15 protein-coding genes are annotated in these 14,374 nt (G+C 60.5%); 7 read left to right on the top strand and 8 right to left on the bottom strand.

Annotation, left to right across the window (positions count from 1 at the left end; genetic code table 11):
• Positions 1-10: 10 nt before the first annotated feature.
• Positions 11-604 (bottom strand): imidazoleglycerol-phosphate dehydratase HisB, encoded by a 594-nt coding sequence (gene hisB / locus AB8B02_RS24885; protein WP_439065427.1) that lies wholly within the window; start codon positions 602-604, stop codon positions 11-13.
• A 201-nt stretch (positions 605-805) separates the two neighbouring features.
• Between hisB and hslV the strand changes: the two genes are divergently transcribed.
• The 3 genes from hslV to hslU are packed head-to-tail and all read left to right on the top strand — an operon-like array spanning position 806 to position 3,329.
• Complete coding sequence (gene hslV, locus AB8B02_RS24880) at positions 806-1,378, top strand: ATP-dependent protease subunit HslV (RefSeq protein ID WP_068730238.1); 573 nt, start codon at positions 806-808, stop codon at positions 1,376-1,378.
• Positions 1,375-1,986, top strand: coding sequence for a DUF2585 domain-containing protein (locus AB8B02_RS24875; RefSeq protein WP_439065426.1), 612 nt, complete (start codon positions 1,375-1,377; stop codon positions 1,984-1,986). Before hslV ends, AB8B02_RS24875 begins: the two co-directional genes overlap by 4 nt.
• A gap of 41 nt (positions 1,987-2,027) precedes the next feature.
• On the top strand, positions 2,028-3,329 hold the full coding sequence (gene hslU / locus AB8B02_RS24870; protein ID WP_068730236.1) for an ATP-dependent protease ATPase subunit HslU: 1,302 nt from the start codon (positions 2,028-2,030) through the stop codon (positions 3,327-3,329).
• 49 nt (positions 3,330-3,378) lie between these two features.
• On the opposite strand, the gene AB8B02_RS24865 is transcribed toward hslU, so the two are convergent.
• From AB8B02_RS24865 to AB8B02_RS24855, 3 genes are read right to left on the bottom strand one after another with little or no spacing between them, the layout of a single operon-like run.
• A complete protein-coding gene (locus tag AB8B02_RS24865) occupies positions 3,379-3,975 on the bottom strand; it encodes a Smr/MutS family protein (protein ID WP_439065425.1) in 597 nt (198 codons plus the stop codon).
• On the bottom strand, positions 3,972-5,729 hold the full coding sequence (gene mltA / locus AB8B02_RS24860) for a murein transglycosylase A (protein ID WP_439065424.1): 1,758 nt from the start codon (positions 5,727-5,729) through the stop codon (positions 3,972-3,974). The genes AB8B02_RS24865 and mltA overlap by 4 nt, the downstream gene beginning before the upstream one ends.
• Positions 5,707-6,402, bottom strand: a complete 696-nt coding sequence (locus tag AB8B02_RS24855) for a Tim44/TimA family putative adaptor protein (RefSeq protein ID WP_068730234.1) — start codon at positions 6,400-6,402, stop codon at positions 5,707-5,709. Before AB8B02_RS24855 ends, mltA begins: the two co-directional genes overlap by 23 nt.
• A gap of 503 nt (positions 6,403-6,905) precedes the next feature.
• On the opposite strand from AB8B02_RS24855, the gene secB reads away from it, so the two are divergent.
• The gene (gene secB / locus AB8B02_RS24850) at positions 6,906-7,385 is read left to right on the top strand and encodes a protein-export chaperone SecB (RefSeq protein WP_068730233.1); all 480 of its coding nucleotides are present in this window, start codon (positions 6,906-6,908) and stop codon (positions 7,383-7,385) included.
• Between the two features lie 61 nt (positions 7,386-7,446).
• On the opposite strand, the gene dnaQ is transcribed toward secB, so the two are convergent.
• The 4 genes from dnaQ to AB8B02_RS24830 are packed head-to-tail and all read right to left on the bottom strand — an operon-like array spanning position 7,447 to position 10,241.
• A complete protein-coding gene (dnaQ, locus tag AB8B02_RS24845; RefSeq protein ID WP_089263111.1) occupies positions 7,447-8,148 on the bottom strand; it encodes a DNA polymerase III subunit epsilon in 702 nt (233 codons plus the stop codon).
• 32 nt (positions 8,149-8,180) lie between these two features.
• Entirely contained in the window at positions 8,181-8,780 is a 600-nt protein-coding gene (gene coaE, locus AB8B02_RS24840; protein ID WP_184512508.1) for a dephospho-CoA kinase, read from the bottom strand.
• 16 nt (positions 8,781-8,796) lie between these two features.
• On the bottom strand, positions 8,797-9,405 hold the full coding sequence (locus tag AB8B02_RS24835) for a Maf family protein (protein ID WP_309941539.1): 609 nt from the start codon (positions 9,403-9,405) through the stop codon (positions 8,797-8,799).
• Complete coding sequence (locus AB8B02_RS24830) at positions 9,402-10,241, bottom strand: pyruvate, water dikinase regulatory protein (RefSeq protein ID WP_089263669.1); 840 nt, start codon at positions 10,239-10,241, stop codon at positions 9,402-9,404. Before AB8B02_RS24830 ends, AB8B02_RS24835 begins: the two co-directional genes overlap by 4 nt.
• A gap of 472 nt (positions 10,242-10,713) precedes the next feature.
• Here AB8B02_RS24830 and hemJ point away from each other — a divergent pair, with 472 nt between their 5' ends.
• The 3 genes from hemJ (at position 10,714) to mnmE (ending at position 14,246) form a co-directional block, all read left to right on the top strand.
• Positions 10,714-11,136, top strand: a complete 423-nt coding sequence (hemJ, locus tag AB8B02_RS24825) for a protoporphyrinogen oxidase HemJ (protein WP_439065423.1) — start codon at positions 10,714-10,716, stop codon at positions 11,134-11,136.
• A 274-nt stretch (positions 11,137-11,410) separates the two neighbouring features.
• The gene (gene rho / locus AB8B02_RS24820) at positions 11,411-12,676 is read left to right on the top strand and encodes a transcription termination factor Rho (protein WP_068730228.1); all 1,266 of its coding nucleotides are present in this window, start codon (positions 11,411-11,413) and stop codon (positions 12,674-12,676) included.
• Between the two features lie 235 nt (positions 12,677-12,911).
• Positions 12,912-14,246 carry a tRNA uridine-5-carboxymethylaminomethyl(34) synthesis GTPase MnmE gene (mnmE, locus tag AB8B02_RS24815; RefSeq protein WP_439065422.1) on the top strand — a complete coding sequence of 445 codons (1,335 nt, stop codon included), beginning with the start codon at positions 12,912-12,914 and terminating at the stop codon, positions 14,244-14,246.
• The last annotated feature ends 128 nt before the right edge of the window (positions 14,247-14,374 follow it).

Genomic DNA, 14,374 nt, shown 5'->3' with positions numbered 1-14,374 from the left:
TAGAGGCCGATCAGCCGCCGAGCTGACCCTTGGTGGATGGCACTTCGCCGGCATTGCGCGGATCGATCGCAACTCCCGTCCGCAGTGCCCGCGCCAGACCCTTGAAGCAGGATTCGGCAATGTGATGGCTGTTCTCGCCATATAGGGTTTCGACGTGCAAAGTCACGCCCGCATTGCCGGCAAAGGCGTTGAACCACTCGCGCACCAGTTCGGTGTCGAATTCGCCGATCTTGTGGGTCGGGAAAGTCGATTTGAACACCAGCACCGGCCGGCCGGAAATATCCAGCGCCACCCGGGTCAGGGTCTCGTCCATCGGCATATAGACCGAGGCATAGCGCGTGATCCCGGCCATGTCGCCAAGTGCCTGCTTGACCGCCTGGCCAAGCGCGATGCCGACATCCTCCACCGTATGATGGAAATCGACATGGAGGTCGCCGACCGCCTTCACAGTGACGTCGATGCGGGAATGGCGGGCGAGCAGATCGAGCATATGGTCGAAGAAGCCGATTCCGGTGGTCGATTTGGATACGCCGGTACCGTCGAGGTTCACGGAGACCTCGATATCGGTTTCCTTGGTCTTGCGCCTGATCGTCGCCGTGCGCATGAAAACGCCTCTCCGCCTGCTGAAAACGCGCCCTTTTAACAGGGAGATGACACCTTCGCTACCGCGGGAGAGCCGATTCCGGACCGATCTTTGCCCCTATGGTGACCGGAATCCGCGCGCATCGGCCGCTGGCCTATGCTTCGTCGCCGGATTTGCAACGGCCGGTATCCGTGCCTAGATCAGGCGCTCAAGAGGGTTTCCATGAACGCATCCTATTCGGCCTCCCATGACGGATCGTCTCCGGTCTGGCACGGCACCACCATCCTGACCGTCCGCAAGGGCGGTAAAGTCGTGATCGGCGGCGACGGCCAGGTCTCGATCGGCCAGACGGTCATCAAATCCAACGCCAAAAAGGTCCGTAAACTGGGCAAGGGCGACGTGATCGGCGGCTTTGCCGGCGCCACGGCGGACGCCTTCACGCTGTTCGAGCGTCTCGAAGCCAAACTGGAGCAGTATCCCGGCCAATTGACCCGGGCGGCCGTCGAACTCGCCAAGGACTGGCGCACCGACCGGTATCTGCGCCGGCTGGAAGCCATGATGATCGTCGCGGACAAGGACGTCTCGCTGGTGCTGACCGGCACCGGCGACGTGCTGGAGCCGGAAGCCGGCGTGATGGCCATCGGCTCTGGCGGCAATTACGCGCTGGCGGCAGCGCGGGCGCTGGTCGACACCGACCAGGATGCCGAGACCATCGTGCGCAAATCACTGGATATCGCCGCCGATATCTGCGTCTACACCAACCGGAACGTGACGCTGGAAATGCTGGAGGCATGACCGTCGCGGGTCACAATACCCGCGCGTCGTCCGGCAGCGACCTCTCGGTCAAGCAGGGCGTCGTCATCGCACTCGGCCTGCTCGCCCTGCAGGCGACACTTCTCTATGCGATGGGCCGGTTGCCGATCTGCGCGTGCGGCTATGTGAAGCTCTGGCATGGCGTGGTGCTGAGTTCGGAGAATTCACAGCACCTCACCGACTGGTACACCTTCTCCCACATCATCCATGGCTTCCTGTTTTACGCCGCCACCTGGCTGCTGTTTCCACGACTGTCCTGGATCGCGCGGCTGATCGTCGCCATGCTCATTGAAGGCGGCTGGGAGCTGCTGGAAAATTCGAGCTGGATCATCGAGCGCTATCGCGCCGGAACGATGTCGCTGGATTATTTCGGCGACAGCATCGTCAATTCGCTGGCTGACACACTGTCGATGATCACGGGCTTCATCCTGGCGCGGAAGCTGCCGGTCGCCGCGACCGTCGCGATCGCGCTTCTGTTCGAGATTCTGGTCGGCCTGCACATTCGCGACAATCTCACTTTGAACGTGATCATGCTGATTCATCCATTCGAAGCGATCCGAACCTGGCAGGCCGGGCCACCCATTATCTGATCCGCTTGTCCCCACGCCCTTCTCAACTTACGTAGAGTGACATGACCGACTTTTCTCCCCGCGAAATCGTAAGCGAACTCGACCGGTTCATCGTCGGCCAGCACGACGCCAAGCGCGCGGTATCGATCGCGCTACGCAATCGTTGGCGGCGCCTGCAACTGACCGGATCGCTCCGCGAGGAAGTGCTGCCAAAGAACATCCTGATGATCGGCCCCACCGGCGTCGGCAAGACCGAGATCGCACGGCGGCTGGCGAAGCTCGCCGGCGCGCCTTTCATCAAGGTCGAAGCCACCAAGTTCACCGAGGTCGGCTATGTCGGCCGTGATGTCGAGCAGATCATCAGGGACCTCGTCGAGGTCGCGATCTCGCTAACCCGCGAGCGCAAGCGCAAGGACGTCCAGGCGCGAGCTCAGCTCGCCGCCGAGGATCGCGTGGTCGATGCGCTGGTCGGCGCCACCGCAAGCGCAGCAACGAAAGAGTCGTTCCGCAAGAAGCTCCGCACCGGCGAGCTCAACGATAAGGAGATCGAGATCGAGGTTCAGTCCTCCGGCGGCCCCTCGATGTTCGAAATCCCGGGCATGCCCGGCGCGCAGATGGGCGCGATCTCGATTGGCGATATCTTCGGCAAGATGGGCAAGGGCACCAAGACACGCCGCCTTCGCGTGGAAGACGCACATGAGCCGCTGGTGAATGAGGAAGCCGATAAGCTGCTCGACAGCGACGCACTCGTGCAGGAAGCGATTTCAGTGGTCGAGAACAACGGCATCGTGTTTCTCGACGAGATCGACAAGATCTGCGTGCGCGACGGCCGCAGCGGCGGCGAAGTCTCCCGCGAAGGCGTTCAGCGCGACCTGCTGCCGCTGATCGAAGGCACCACCGTCTCCACCAAGCATGGCGCGGTGAAGACCGACCACATCCTGTTCATCGCATCCGGTGCATTCCATATCGCCAAGCCGAGCGATCTCTTGCCGGAATTGCAGGGCCGCCTGCCGATCCGCGTCGAGCTCAATGCGCTGACCCGTGATGACATGCGCCGTATCCTCACCGAGCCGGAAGCGTCACTGATCAAGCAGTATGTGGCACTATTGCAGACCGAAGGCGTGACGCTCGAATTCGCCGACGATGCCATCGATGCACTGGCCGATGTCGCCGTTGCCGTGAATTCAACCGTCGAGAATATCGGCGCACGACGTTTGCAGACGGTGATGGAGAGGGTGCTCGACGAGATTTCCTTCGCTGCGCCCGATCGCAACGGCGAGACCATCAGAATAGATGCCGCCTATGTGCAGAAGCATGTGGGGGATCTGGCGAAGAATTCGGATCTGAGCCGGTTTATTTTGTGAGACGAAGCACCGACCTCTCGCTCCCTCGCCCCGCTCTTGCGGGGAGAGGTTAAGAACGCGCCCGCCTGATCCGCACATACAGCGCACCGGCGCCGCCGTGCCCGATATGCGCTTCCTCGAATCCCACCACCAGCGACCGAAACTCCGGCAGTCCCAGCCAGAGCGGCACTTGGCGGCGCAGGACGCCGCGCTCGGATTCCGGGCCGGTCGTGCGGCCCTTGCCGGTGATAACCAGCACGAAAGTCATGCCGTCATGGCTGGCGCGATGCAGGAATGCCGACAGCGCGTGATGCGCGCGCGTCTGTGTCATTCCGTGCAGATCGATCCGCGCGTCGATGTCCTTGCGACCGCGCGAGAGCTGCGAACGCTCGCGACGGCCGAGCGGCGCCAGAGGCGGCACCGGCGGCGGCGCAGGCTTTGCGGTTTTGAGGACTGCCGGCGGTGCCGAGGTCATCGTCCTGGGCGCCGCGACTTTCACAAGCGTTGGCCCGTCTTCCTCAGGCTTCGGCTTCACCACACGCTTTTTGCGCAGCGGCTTGACCTGTTTGGCGACCAGTTCCCACAGCGCGCGCTCCTCTTCGCTCAGCACGCGGCGACGGCGCGGCGCCACGGGATCGATGAGTTGCGGTGGACGTGAACGCTTCATTGCCAGGGGAAACGGAAGAGGGACTGCGGCTGCTTCGCTACGCGACGATACACGCGGTGCCTGGCTTTGGCACGTTTCGGTTTAACTTCCCGCTTCACTTCAGGTTTTACTTCGGGTTTTTTCTGCGACTTCGCCTCGGCTGCGACTTGAGGCGCGACCGCAGGCCGTGCCTCCGGCAATGGCACTGTCGTAGCCGCGGCTGGCGGGGATGCCGGAGCGGGTGCGACTGCAGCCGCAGCTGGTTTTGCAACTGGCAATGGCGTCGTCATTGTCACGGCTGGCGCCGCGGGCTTCGACGCGACCGATGTATCAGATCTGGACGTATCGGGCCTTGCTGCAGCCTTGTTATCGATCGCGAAATTTTCGACCTTCGATGCTTCGACCGGCTTCGGCTCGGTCTGCGGGAACATCTTTGCGATTGTCTCAGACGGCCGCGCATCGGGCAGCGGCATGTGATGGCCGCGCACAGAGGGATCGAGACTCTTCGGCACCAGCATAACAAAGCGCGCAGGATGGCGCATCCGGCCGGCGACTCGGCCAGCTTCTGCGCCGGCCCCAAAATACAGATCGGCACGGGCCGGGCCGACAATGGCCGAGCCGGTGTCCTGCGCTACCATCAGGCGACGGAACGGCGTCTTTGCCGTATCCGAGTCGACCGGCAGATCGCCTTCGATGAAGAACGGTGTGCCATAGACATGCAGCGACTTGTCGACGGCGATGGATCGGCCCGGCGTCAGCGGCACGCCTTGCGCACCGACGGCTTCGTCCTTGTCGGAGAGCTGCACTTCGCGAAAGAAGACATAAGAGCGATTCTGCCGACGCAGTTCGCTCGCGGCATCCGGGTTCTCTTCCATATATTGCCGGATACGCTGCATCGACATCTGCTCGCGCGGAATGATGCCACGATCAATCAGCACGCGACCGACCGGCGTATAGCGATAGCCATTATGCGCATCGTAATTGATCCGCACCGTGCCGCCGTCTTCGAGGCGGACGCGCGCCGAGCCCTGGATCTGCGTGAACAGCAAATCGGTCTGGCTCTTCAGCCAGACGATTTCAAGCCCGCGCCCGGCGATGGCGCCGTCTTCGATCTCACCACGATCATAATAAGGCACGAGTTTGCGACGGCCAATCTTGCGGAACACATCGCCGCCATTTGGCATGCTTGCGGATGACTGGCGATAGCCGCGCACAAACAGATTCGACGGGCGGCGATAGACCGGCACGGTGTAAACGTCAGTCTTCGTGCGCGAACCGTCGATCACCGGCTCATAGTAGCCGGTGACGAAACCTTCAGGCTCGCCGAGCCGTGAGATACGCAGCGGCAGAAAATGGTCTTCGAAGAAGGCGCGCGCCTTGGCACCATCGGAAATCTCGGCAGTTCTCGCAGCCCGGCAGGGATCGCGGAGCGTGGTGCCAAGCGCCTTCGAATCAGTTGGTGGGTTGCGTTGAGCAACAATCGGCTTGCAGCTGGTGCGAAACGCCTGGAAGGCGAGGAGGTGATCGTCCTCGCTCCAGCCGCCAATATCGGTCCAATTCACCGGCGCATATTGGCTGCCTGTGAATTCGAACGGCCATTCCCGCGGCGGATTGTGCCGCGGCACATACACAAATTGTGCAGGATCATTCTTGACGTGCTTGGCGTGACGCCGGACCCGTGCGTCTGCAGAGACAGGGACCAACGCAGCAGCAATCACGCACAGCGCGGCAAGCCGGCCGAGCCTGGCAGCGTTATTGCACGCTGCCGGTGCCAACCAGCTTCCAATTCGGATCGCGCGAAGTGATGTCGCGGGCAAAGGTCCAGACGTCGGTGATGTCGCTGACCTTGTCGGCATTGCCGTCGACCACAGCGCCGGTCTTGTCGCGCGTCACCGAAATCATCTGCGACACGAAACGTACGGTGAGCTGTGCCGCGCGATCGCGCACTTCGGCGCCGACGAGTTCGGCCTTGTCGATGGAGACGAAACGGGTCTCGGTCTTCTGCTCGTTCTTCTCGCGGTCCTTGATGACGGCGTCGAACGAGTCGAACACTTCCGATGACAGCAGATCCTTCAGCGACCGACGATCGCCATTGGCAAAGGCCAACACGATCATCTCATAGGCGCCCTTGGCGCCGGTGATGAAATGGCGCGGATCGAACGACGAATCCTGGTCGACGATGGCATCGAGACCGGCGGCGAGCGGCGTGCCCGGTTCGGTGATGCCCTTCCAGCGCTCGGCGGGAGAGACGTCGGCGGCCGGTGCCGGCGCAGCCTGATCGATCGGACCGCCGGGCATCGGCACGACATTGCCTTCGGGCGGCAGAGCATCACGCGCGGCGCGGTCGAAGGGCGGACGCTCCTCGCCGGTGCGCTGTCCGAGCACGTTGCGCAGGCGGATGAAAATGAAGACCGCCAGTGCCAGGAAGATGATGGTGTAAATGTCCACGTCTTATTGCTTTCTGATCGGTGCCGGGCATGCCCGGCGGAAGACTATGCCGCCCATCGCGGTGCTGAAATCGGCTCCCGCAGGTCGGGAGATCGCGTCATGGGCGAACCTGCTCCATGTAGACATGAAACTAAGCCCAGCCAATGGCGCGCCATCGTGTCCGGCTGCGGCAAAGCGGCCTTCGCACCGGCAGCTTCGACCGCAACCGTTTCGATAAATTCTAGCGCGTTTGTCTGTCAGAGGAAATCGGATCGAACGAGGAAAACCCGCACTTTCAGTCATTTAACGTGAATTCGGGGCGAATATGACCGGTTTTGCACCTGGATGCCCAAGCGGTGGGTCAAACCGGCGATTTTCTAGCGTCCAGGTTGCGGCGGGGCATCCTTGTCGAGTGCCTTAGGCCTATGATAGCCACTCGCCGCGATCACCTCATTCGACCGTTCGTGCGGACGCCCGCGACGAACCGGTTCCACCCGCCCGGCAGCGCTTCAGGAGAATTTTCGATGGCAAACGGCAACGGCACCCCTCCGGAGCAGTCCCCCCCTCAGCTTAATGTACTGGCGCAGTACACCAAGGACCTGTCGTTCGAAAACCCGAACGCCCCAGCCTCGCTGGCACCGCAGGCCCAGCAGCCGAACATCAATATCCAGATCAATGTCGGCGCCAACAATCTCTCCGAGAGCGAATATGAAGTGACGCTGTCGGTCGAGGGCAAGGCCGAGAACGCCGGCTCGGTGCTGTTCTCGTTCGAACTGGCCTATGCCGGCGTATTCCGCATCGTCAACGTGCCGCAGGAAAACCTGCACCCGCTGGTTATGATCGAATGCCCGCGCCTGCTGTTCCCGTTCGCGCGCGAAATCATCGCCACCGCTGTGCGCGATGGCGGCTTCCCGCCGCTGATGCTCGATCCCGTGGATTTCGTCGGTCTGTACCGGCAGAACCTGGAACGTCAGGCTCAAGCCGACGCTGGTCCAGCAAACTAAGTTCGGGTGCTCCAAACAATAAGCTTACCTCATGGCCGGGCTTGTCCCGGCCATTGTCGTTTTACGACGGCGTTCCCAGAAATTCGTTCCAGATTGCCTTCTCGCCCATCGTTGCGACAAAGGCGCGGTGCTCGGCGCGATCGGCTTCGGTCACGCGCGGCGCAAGTGCGATCTCGCGCTGGCGGCGCGGTGCGTCATTGATGCTGCCGGTGCGCTGCGCGGGCGCTTCGTCCGCCAGGATAAGTTGCGACTGCCGGGCGCCAATGAGGTCGATATAGACTTCCGCCAGCAATTCGGAGTCGAGCAGCGCGCCGTGCTTGGTGCGGCGGGAATTGTCGATCGCATAGCGGGCGCAGAGATCGTCGAGCTTGTTCGACACACCGGGATGCTTGCGACGCGCCAGCAGCAGCGTGTCAACGAGACGCTCGCGCGGCACCGGCGGGCGCTTGATGCGATCGAGTTCGGCATTGATGAAGCCGAGGTCGAACATGCCGTTATGAATCACCAGCGGCGAATCGCCGATGAAGGCCATGAAGTCGTCGACCACTTCGTGAAACAGCGGCTTGGTTGACAGGAACTCGGCCGACAGCCCGTGCACGTTGAATGCTTCCTGAGGCATGTCACGCTCGGGATTGACGTAGACATGGAAGGTCTGGCCGGTCGGCATCCGGTTGAAAATTTCGAGGCAACCGATTTCCACCAGCCGATCGCCCCGGAGGGGATCGAGGCCGGTTGTTTCGGTATCCATGACGATTTCGCGCATCGCAATAAGCCGGTTGTCGAATCAGGGGGCGGTTACGGTCGCCGTTGCGGCATCTTAACAGCCTCGGCGAGAATTTCACGGATCTGCTCCCGCACGGGATCCAATCCGTTCGATGTATCCACCACGAAGTCGGCGCGCTTGCGCTTTTCGGCGTCAGGCAGCTGCCGCGCCAGAATGGCGTCGAGTTTCTCGGCCGTCATACCCTCGCGCGCCAGGATGCGCTCGCGCTGCTGCTCGGGATTGGTGGACACGACGACTACCGCATCGACCCGCTTTTCTCCGCCGGTTTCATAGAGCAGGGGCACATCGACCACTACCACCGGCACACCCGACTTCTCTGCATCGTCCAGGAATTTTCTGTGATAGGCGCCGAGCAGCGGATGCACGATCTGCTCGAGCCTCTTCATCGCGGCGGCATCGTGCACCACCAGCGGCGATAGCTTCGCGCGATCGACCTTGCCATTCACGGTGGTTCCGGGAAACGCCGCCTCGATCAGCGGTGCAGCTTCGCCCTCATAGATCATGTGCACGGTGGCGTCGGCGTCATAGACCGGCACGCCGGCTTCCATGAACAACTTCGCCGTGGTGGATTTCCCCATTCCGATCGAACCGGTCAGCCCCAATACGCGCATCAATTCCTCATAAAAATCAGATCGCGATCATCTCTTCGCCCCGCAGGAAACTCAACAGCGGCAACAGCGGCAGGCCGAGAATGGTAAAGTGATCGCCTTCAATCAGCTCGAACAGATGCACACCCAGACCTTCGAGCTGATAGGCGCCGACACTCGTCGTCACCTTGTCGCCCGCAGCGTCCAGATAGGCATTGATCGCCGCATCATCCAGCTTGCGCATGGTCATATGCGCCACGGAGACATTGGAGAACAACGTCGCACCATCGCAAACGACGGCAAGCGCTGAATGCAATTCGTGGGTCCGACCGGCGAGGATCGCAAGTTGTTCGGCCGCCTGTTCGCGTCCGGCGGGTTTGCTGAACATCCGATCCCCGAGCGCCAGGATTTGATCGGCGCCAAGAACATAGCGGCCGGGATGACGCAGCGAGATAAAGGCCGCCTTCCGCTCGGCGAGCAAGGCTGCGATCTCGCCCGGCGCCTTCAACCCGGATTTCTGCTGGATGCCGCGCTCGTCGATATCCGCCGGCATCGCATCAAACGTAATGCCAGCATTCGCCAGCAACTCACGACGCGCCAAACTCTGCGACGCCAGGATCAGTGGTTGCACGCCACGCCAAATGGTCATTCGGACATCCTCTGACGCTGGCGATCGGCCAGCAGTTTCATGATGGCTGCCGCGGTTTCCTCGATGGAGCGACGTGTCACTTCCAACAAAGCCCAGCCGTATTTGGCGCTAAGCTTGCGCGCATAGGTGACTTCGTCCGTGACCGACTGGCGATCGATATAATCGTCATTGGCCGTATCGCTACCAATGCTGAGAAGCCGGTTCTGGCGAATCTGAATCAAGCGCTCCGGCGTCGCGTGCAGGCTGACCACCAGCGGATTTTTCAACGTCTCAAGCTGATGGGGAATGGGGATGCCGGGGACGAGCGGCACATTGGCCGTGCGCACACCACGATTGGCAAGATAGATCGATGTTGGTGTCTTCGATGTGCGCGAAACGCCGACCAGAACCACGTCCGCTTCTTCGAGGCCTTCCACATGCTGGCCGTCGTCATGCATCATCGAATAATTCAGCGCGTCGATACGCTTGAAATATTCGGCGTTGAGCGTGTGCTGCGCACCGACGCGGCCGGTGGTCGATGCACCAAGATAAGCCTGAAAGAGCTGCATCACTGGCCCGATGATCGACAGGCTCGGGCTGTTGATCTCCTGGCACTTGGCTTCCAACCGGCCGACGAGATCTTTTTCCAGCAGCGTGAAGAGAACAATGCCCGGCGCTTCCTCGATTTCGGAAAGCACACGATCGAGTTGCTTTTGGCTGCGGACAAGTGGGTAGACATGTTCGACCGGGGTGACGTTGGCATATTGCGCCGCGACGGCGCGGGCCACCGTGATCAACGTCTCACCGGTCGAATCGGAGACCAGATGAAGATGAAAATAGCTGCCGGTGGTGGGCACCATGATCGTGTATGTCCTGTGAATCTCTGTGGAGCTTTTCCGGGAAATCGACCATCACCTCAGCGGGCCCGGGATAACTCGGTTTTTTCTTCACAGGGCTCATGAAGAGGAAAAGCTCTGAGGCTGCTCTGAATGATAATGGGGTTATCCGGGTTTGTCTTGGGATAATCCAGTGCACGGCGACGGTAAGCCTTTGCGCTGCATATCGAACTTGCATGCAGGCCGCTTTGGAGAAATCACGTGGCCATGTGCATAAGCGTGGGACAGTTCCGGGATTGTTTTGGGCGGCTGAAATCCACTGTCACTTAGACTCAAACCTAAGATTCTATAAATATTATTTAAGAGAAGGATGGCTTGCGGATAGTGCGGTGATCCGCTCTGTATCGGCGCGTCCTGCAACGCGGCTTTCCGGTGAAATGTTCCGGTGTCTGCACGTGCGGTGTGACGCAGTGATGCTGGAAAGAACTTTCGAATGTATGAATGGGCCAAGGCGTTGCATGTGATCGCCGTCATCTCCTGGATGGCGGGCATGCTCTATCTGCCGCGACTGTTCGTCTATCACTGCGATGCGGAGATCGGCTCGAAGCAATCCGAAACCTTTAAGGTGATGGAGCGTCGCCTGCTCAAGGCGATCATCAATCCGGCGATGATTGTCACCTGGATCCTCGGCCTGTATCTCGCCTGGGCCGGTCACTGGTTCAGCTCGGGCTGGTTTCACGCCAAACTGACGCTGGTGCTGCTGATGTCTGGCGTTCATGGCTTCCTGAGTGCCCGGGTGCGTGATTTTGCTCAGAACAAAAATACGCGGACTTCGAAATTTTATCGAATTATCAACGAGGTACCGACAATTTTGATGATCCTGATCGTCATTTTGGTGATCGTGAAGCCGTTCTAGGCCAAATTTGTCATCACAACCGCCGTTTCGGCTCCTTGCGCGACACCCTGCGATTTTCTATATTCGCGTTATCCCACCCCACGCAGGCGGATGTGGTTTGTACCGGTTTCGCCTTTTGAACCGGCCACCGCATCAGGTTTGAAGCTCCTTCAGCACCTTCCTCGCTCAAGACTTCCTGGCCAGAGACCTGCGGACTTTCCTGATCTTTTCCAGCGTCCGCATCCGTCTTGGCTACCTCGCGCTCCCTCCCCGACTTTCCACAGGATCCCTCCCAATGCGGGAAATGAAACTCCAGGACCTCAAGGCCAAGACGCCAGCCGAGCTTGTCTCGTTTGCGGAAGAGCTCGGGGTCGAAAATGCCAGCACCATGCGCAAGCAGGAGCTGATGTTCGCGAGCTTGAAGCAGCTGGCGATCAAGGAAACCGACATCATCGGCGAAGGTGTCGTCGAGGTTCTCTCCGACGGCTTCGGCTTCTTGCGGTCGCCTGATGCGAATTACCTGCCTGGCCCGGACGATATCTACGTCTCGCCCTCGCAGATCCGCCGCTTCGGCTTGCGCACTGGCGATACGGTCGAAGGCCATATCCGCAGCCCGAAGGAAGGCGAACGTTATTTCGCTTTGCTCAAGGTCAATACGCTCAACTTCGAAGATCCCGAGAAGTCGAAGCACAAGGTCAATTTCGACAACCTCACCCCGCTGTTTCCGGACCAGCGCTTCCGCCTCGAGCTGGAAGATTCGACCCGCCGCGATCTCTCGGCGCGTGTCATCGACATCGTCGCGCCGATCGGTAAGGGTCAACGCGCACTGATCGTCGCGCCGCCGCGTACGGGTAAGACCGTGCTGATGCAGAACATCGCGCATTCGATCACCGCCAACCACCCGGAATGCTATCTGATCGTTCTTCTGATCGACGAACGTCCGGAAGAAGTCACCGACATGCAGCGTTCGGTGAAGGGTGAGGTCGTCTCCTCGACCTTCGACGAACCGGCGGTGCGTCACGTTCAGGTCGCCGAAATGGTGATCGAGAAGGCCAAGCGCCTGGTCGAACATGGCCGCGACGTGGTCATCCTGCTGGATTCGATCACCCGTCTTGGCCGTGCTTACAACACCGTGGTGCCGTCATCCGGCAAGGTGCTGACCGGCGGTGTCGACGCCAATGCTCTGCAGCGTCCGAAGCGCTTCTTCGGTGCGGCCCGTAATGTGGAAGAAGGTGGTTCGCTGACCATCATCGCCACCGCGCTGGTCGATACCGGCAGCCGCATGGACGAAGTCATCTTTGAAGAATTCAAGGGCACCGGTAACTCGGAACTCATCCTGGACCGCAAGGTCTCGGACAAGCGGACCTTCCCGGCGATCGATATCTCGCGCTCGGGTACCCGCAAGGAAGAGCTCATCACGGATCCACAGCTGCTCAAGAAGATGTATGTGCTCCGCCGGATCCTCAATCCGATGGGTACGATGGACGCTATCGACTTCCTGCTCGACAAGCTCCGCAACACGAAGAACAACTCGGAATTCTTCGATTCGATGAATACGTAAGTTTCGGGGCTGTTCGAGCGAACAGCTGCAGGACTGCAAAACGCGCCGTTGCGAAAGCAGCGGCGCTTTTTTGTGTCGGTTCTTTGTACTGGCCGTTGACCGTCATTCCGGGATGTACGGAGGTCGGCGAAGACGCCTGATGCACAGACCCGGAATCACGGATTGTCTTAAACATCTCGGGATTCTGGGTTCAGAATCCCCATTGCATCGCATCGCCCCCATCGGCAAATAGGCGATGCATCCACGCGACCAGACGATCTACGCTTTGTCCTCCGGCCGCCCGCCGACAGCGATTGCGATTGTCCGCGTGTCAGGTCCTCAGGCAGGTGAGGCGCTGACGCGTCTGGCAAGGAAGCTGCCGGCGCCGCGGATGGCCACCCATGTTCTCCTCTCGGATGACCGGCTCGGCCCGATCGACGATGCGGTGGCGCTGTGGTTTCCGGGGCCAGCGAGCGCGACCGGCGAGGACGTTGCCGAATTTCATATTCATGGCGGGCGCGCGGTATTGGCTTCTTTGTTTGAGGCCCTGGGCGCCATCGACGACTTACGGCCGGCGGAGCCCGGCGAATTCACGCGCCGCGCGTTCGAGAACGGCAAGCTCGACCTGACCGAGGCGGAAGGCCTCGACGATCTGATTCACGCGGACACTGACCGGCAGCGGCGTCAGGCGCTGCGGCAACTCAAGGGACTGCTCGGCGACAAGGCGCGCAACTGGCGACAGCAGATCATCGAGGCGCTGGCCCTGGTCGAAGTCGGCATCGATTTTTCCGACGAGGGCGATGTATCCGCCGAATTGCTGGCGCCGGCTCTGGCGAAAGCATCGGCGCTGCATCGGGAGATCGAGGAGGTGCTGGCGGCGCAGAGTCGAAGCGAGCGGTTGCGTGACGGTCTGGTGGTGGCGATCGCCGGCCAGCCCAATGTCGGTAAATCGACGCTGATGAATCAGCTCGCCCGGCGCGATGTCGCAATCGTATCACCGCATGCCGGCACCACCCGGGACGTTATCGAAGTGCAGCTCGACCTCGACGGTTATCCGGTAACGATCATCGACACCGCCGGCATTCGCGAGACGGCCGATCCGGTAGAGGAGGAGGGTGTGCGCCGGGCGCGGGCTCGGGCGGCCGAGGCGGATCTGGTGCTATGGCTGGTTGACTCCAGCGCGGAGGTATCCAATCCAGAACAATGGCTGGCGGAATCTGAAACGCCGGTCTGGGTGGTCCAGAACAAGGTCGATCTGGTCCAGACTGCGTCGGCCGGGCCTGACCTGTTGATCGCAATTTCTGCGGAACGCGGTGATGGCCTCGCACAACTGTTGGCCCTGCTTGTCGATTTTGCCGGTCGGTACTTCGGGAGCGGCGAGGCCGGGCTGATTACCCGGGAGCGGCAGCGTCTTTTGCTGCGCAGCACATCGGATTTGTTGCAGCACGCTGCAGCATCGGCTGAGCAAGGCGAAGAATTCGTTGCCGAAGATATGCGTGCTGCAGCGCAGCAATTGGGACGATTGCTGGGACGTGTCGATGTAGAGGATATCCTCGATAGCATCTTCCGGGACTTTTGTATAGGTAAGTAATATTTCTTTGTTCATTATTTAATGAAATGAATGTGAGATCATCTAAGAAGCGAGCCTCTCGGTTAAAGAGATTTTACCCGTCTCAAAAGGACAAGACTGCTTCGTTGCGGGCGTGCGCCACGCAATGA

It is taken from the genome of Tardiphaga sp. 862_B3_N4_1, assembly GCF_051811085.1.
Classification (GTDB): Bacteria; Pseudomonadota; Alphaproteobacteria; order Rhizobiales; family Xanthobacteraceae; genus Tardiphaga; species Tardiphaga robiniae.
Note: the sequence above shows the minus strand (reverse complement) of the source record. Positions and strands in the feature narration are given on the sequence as shown.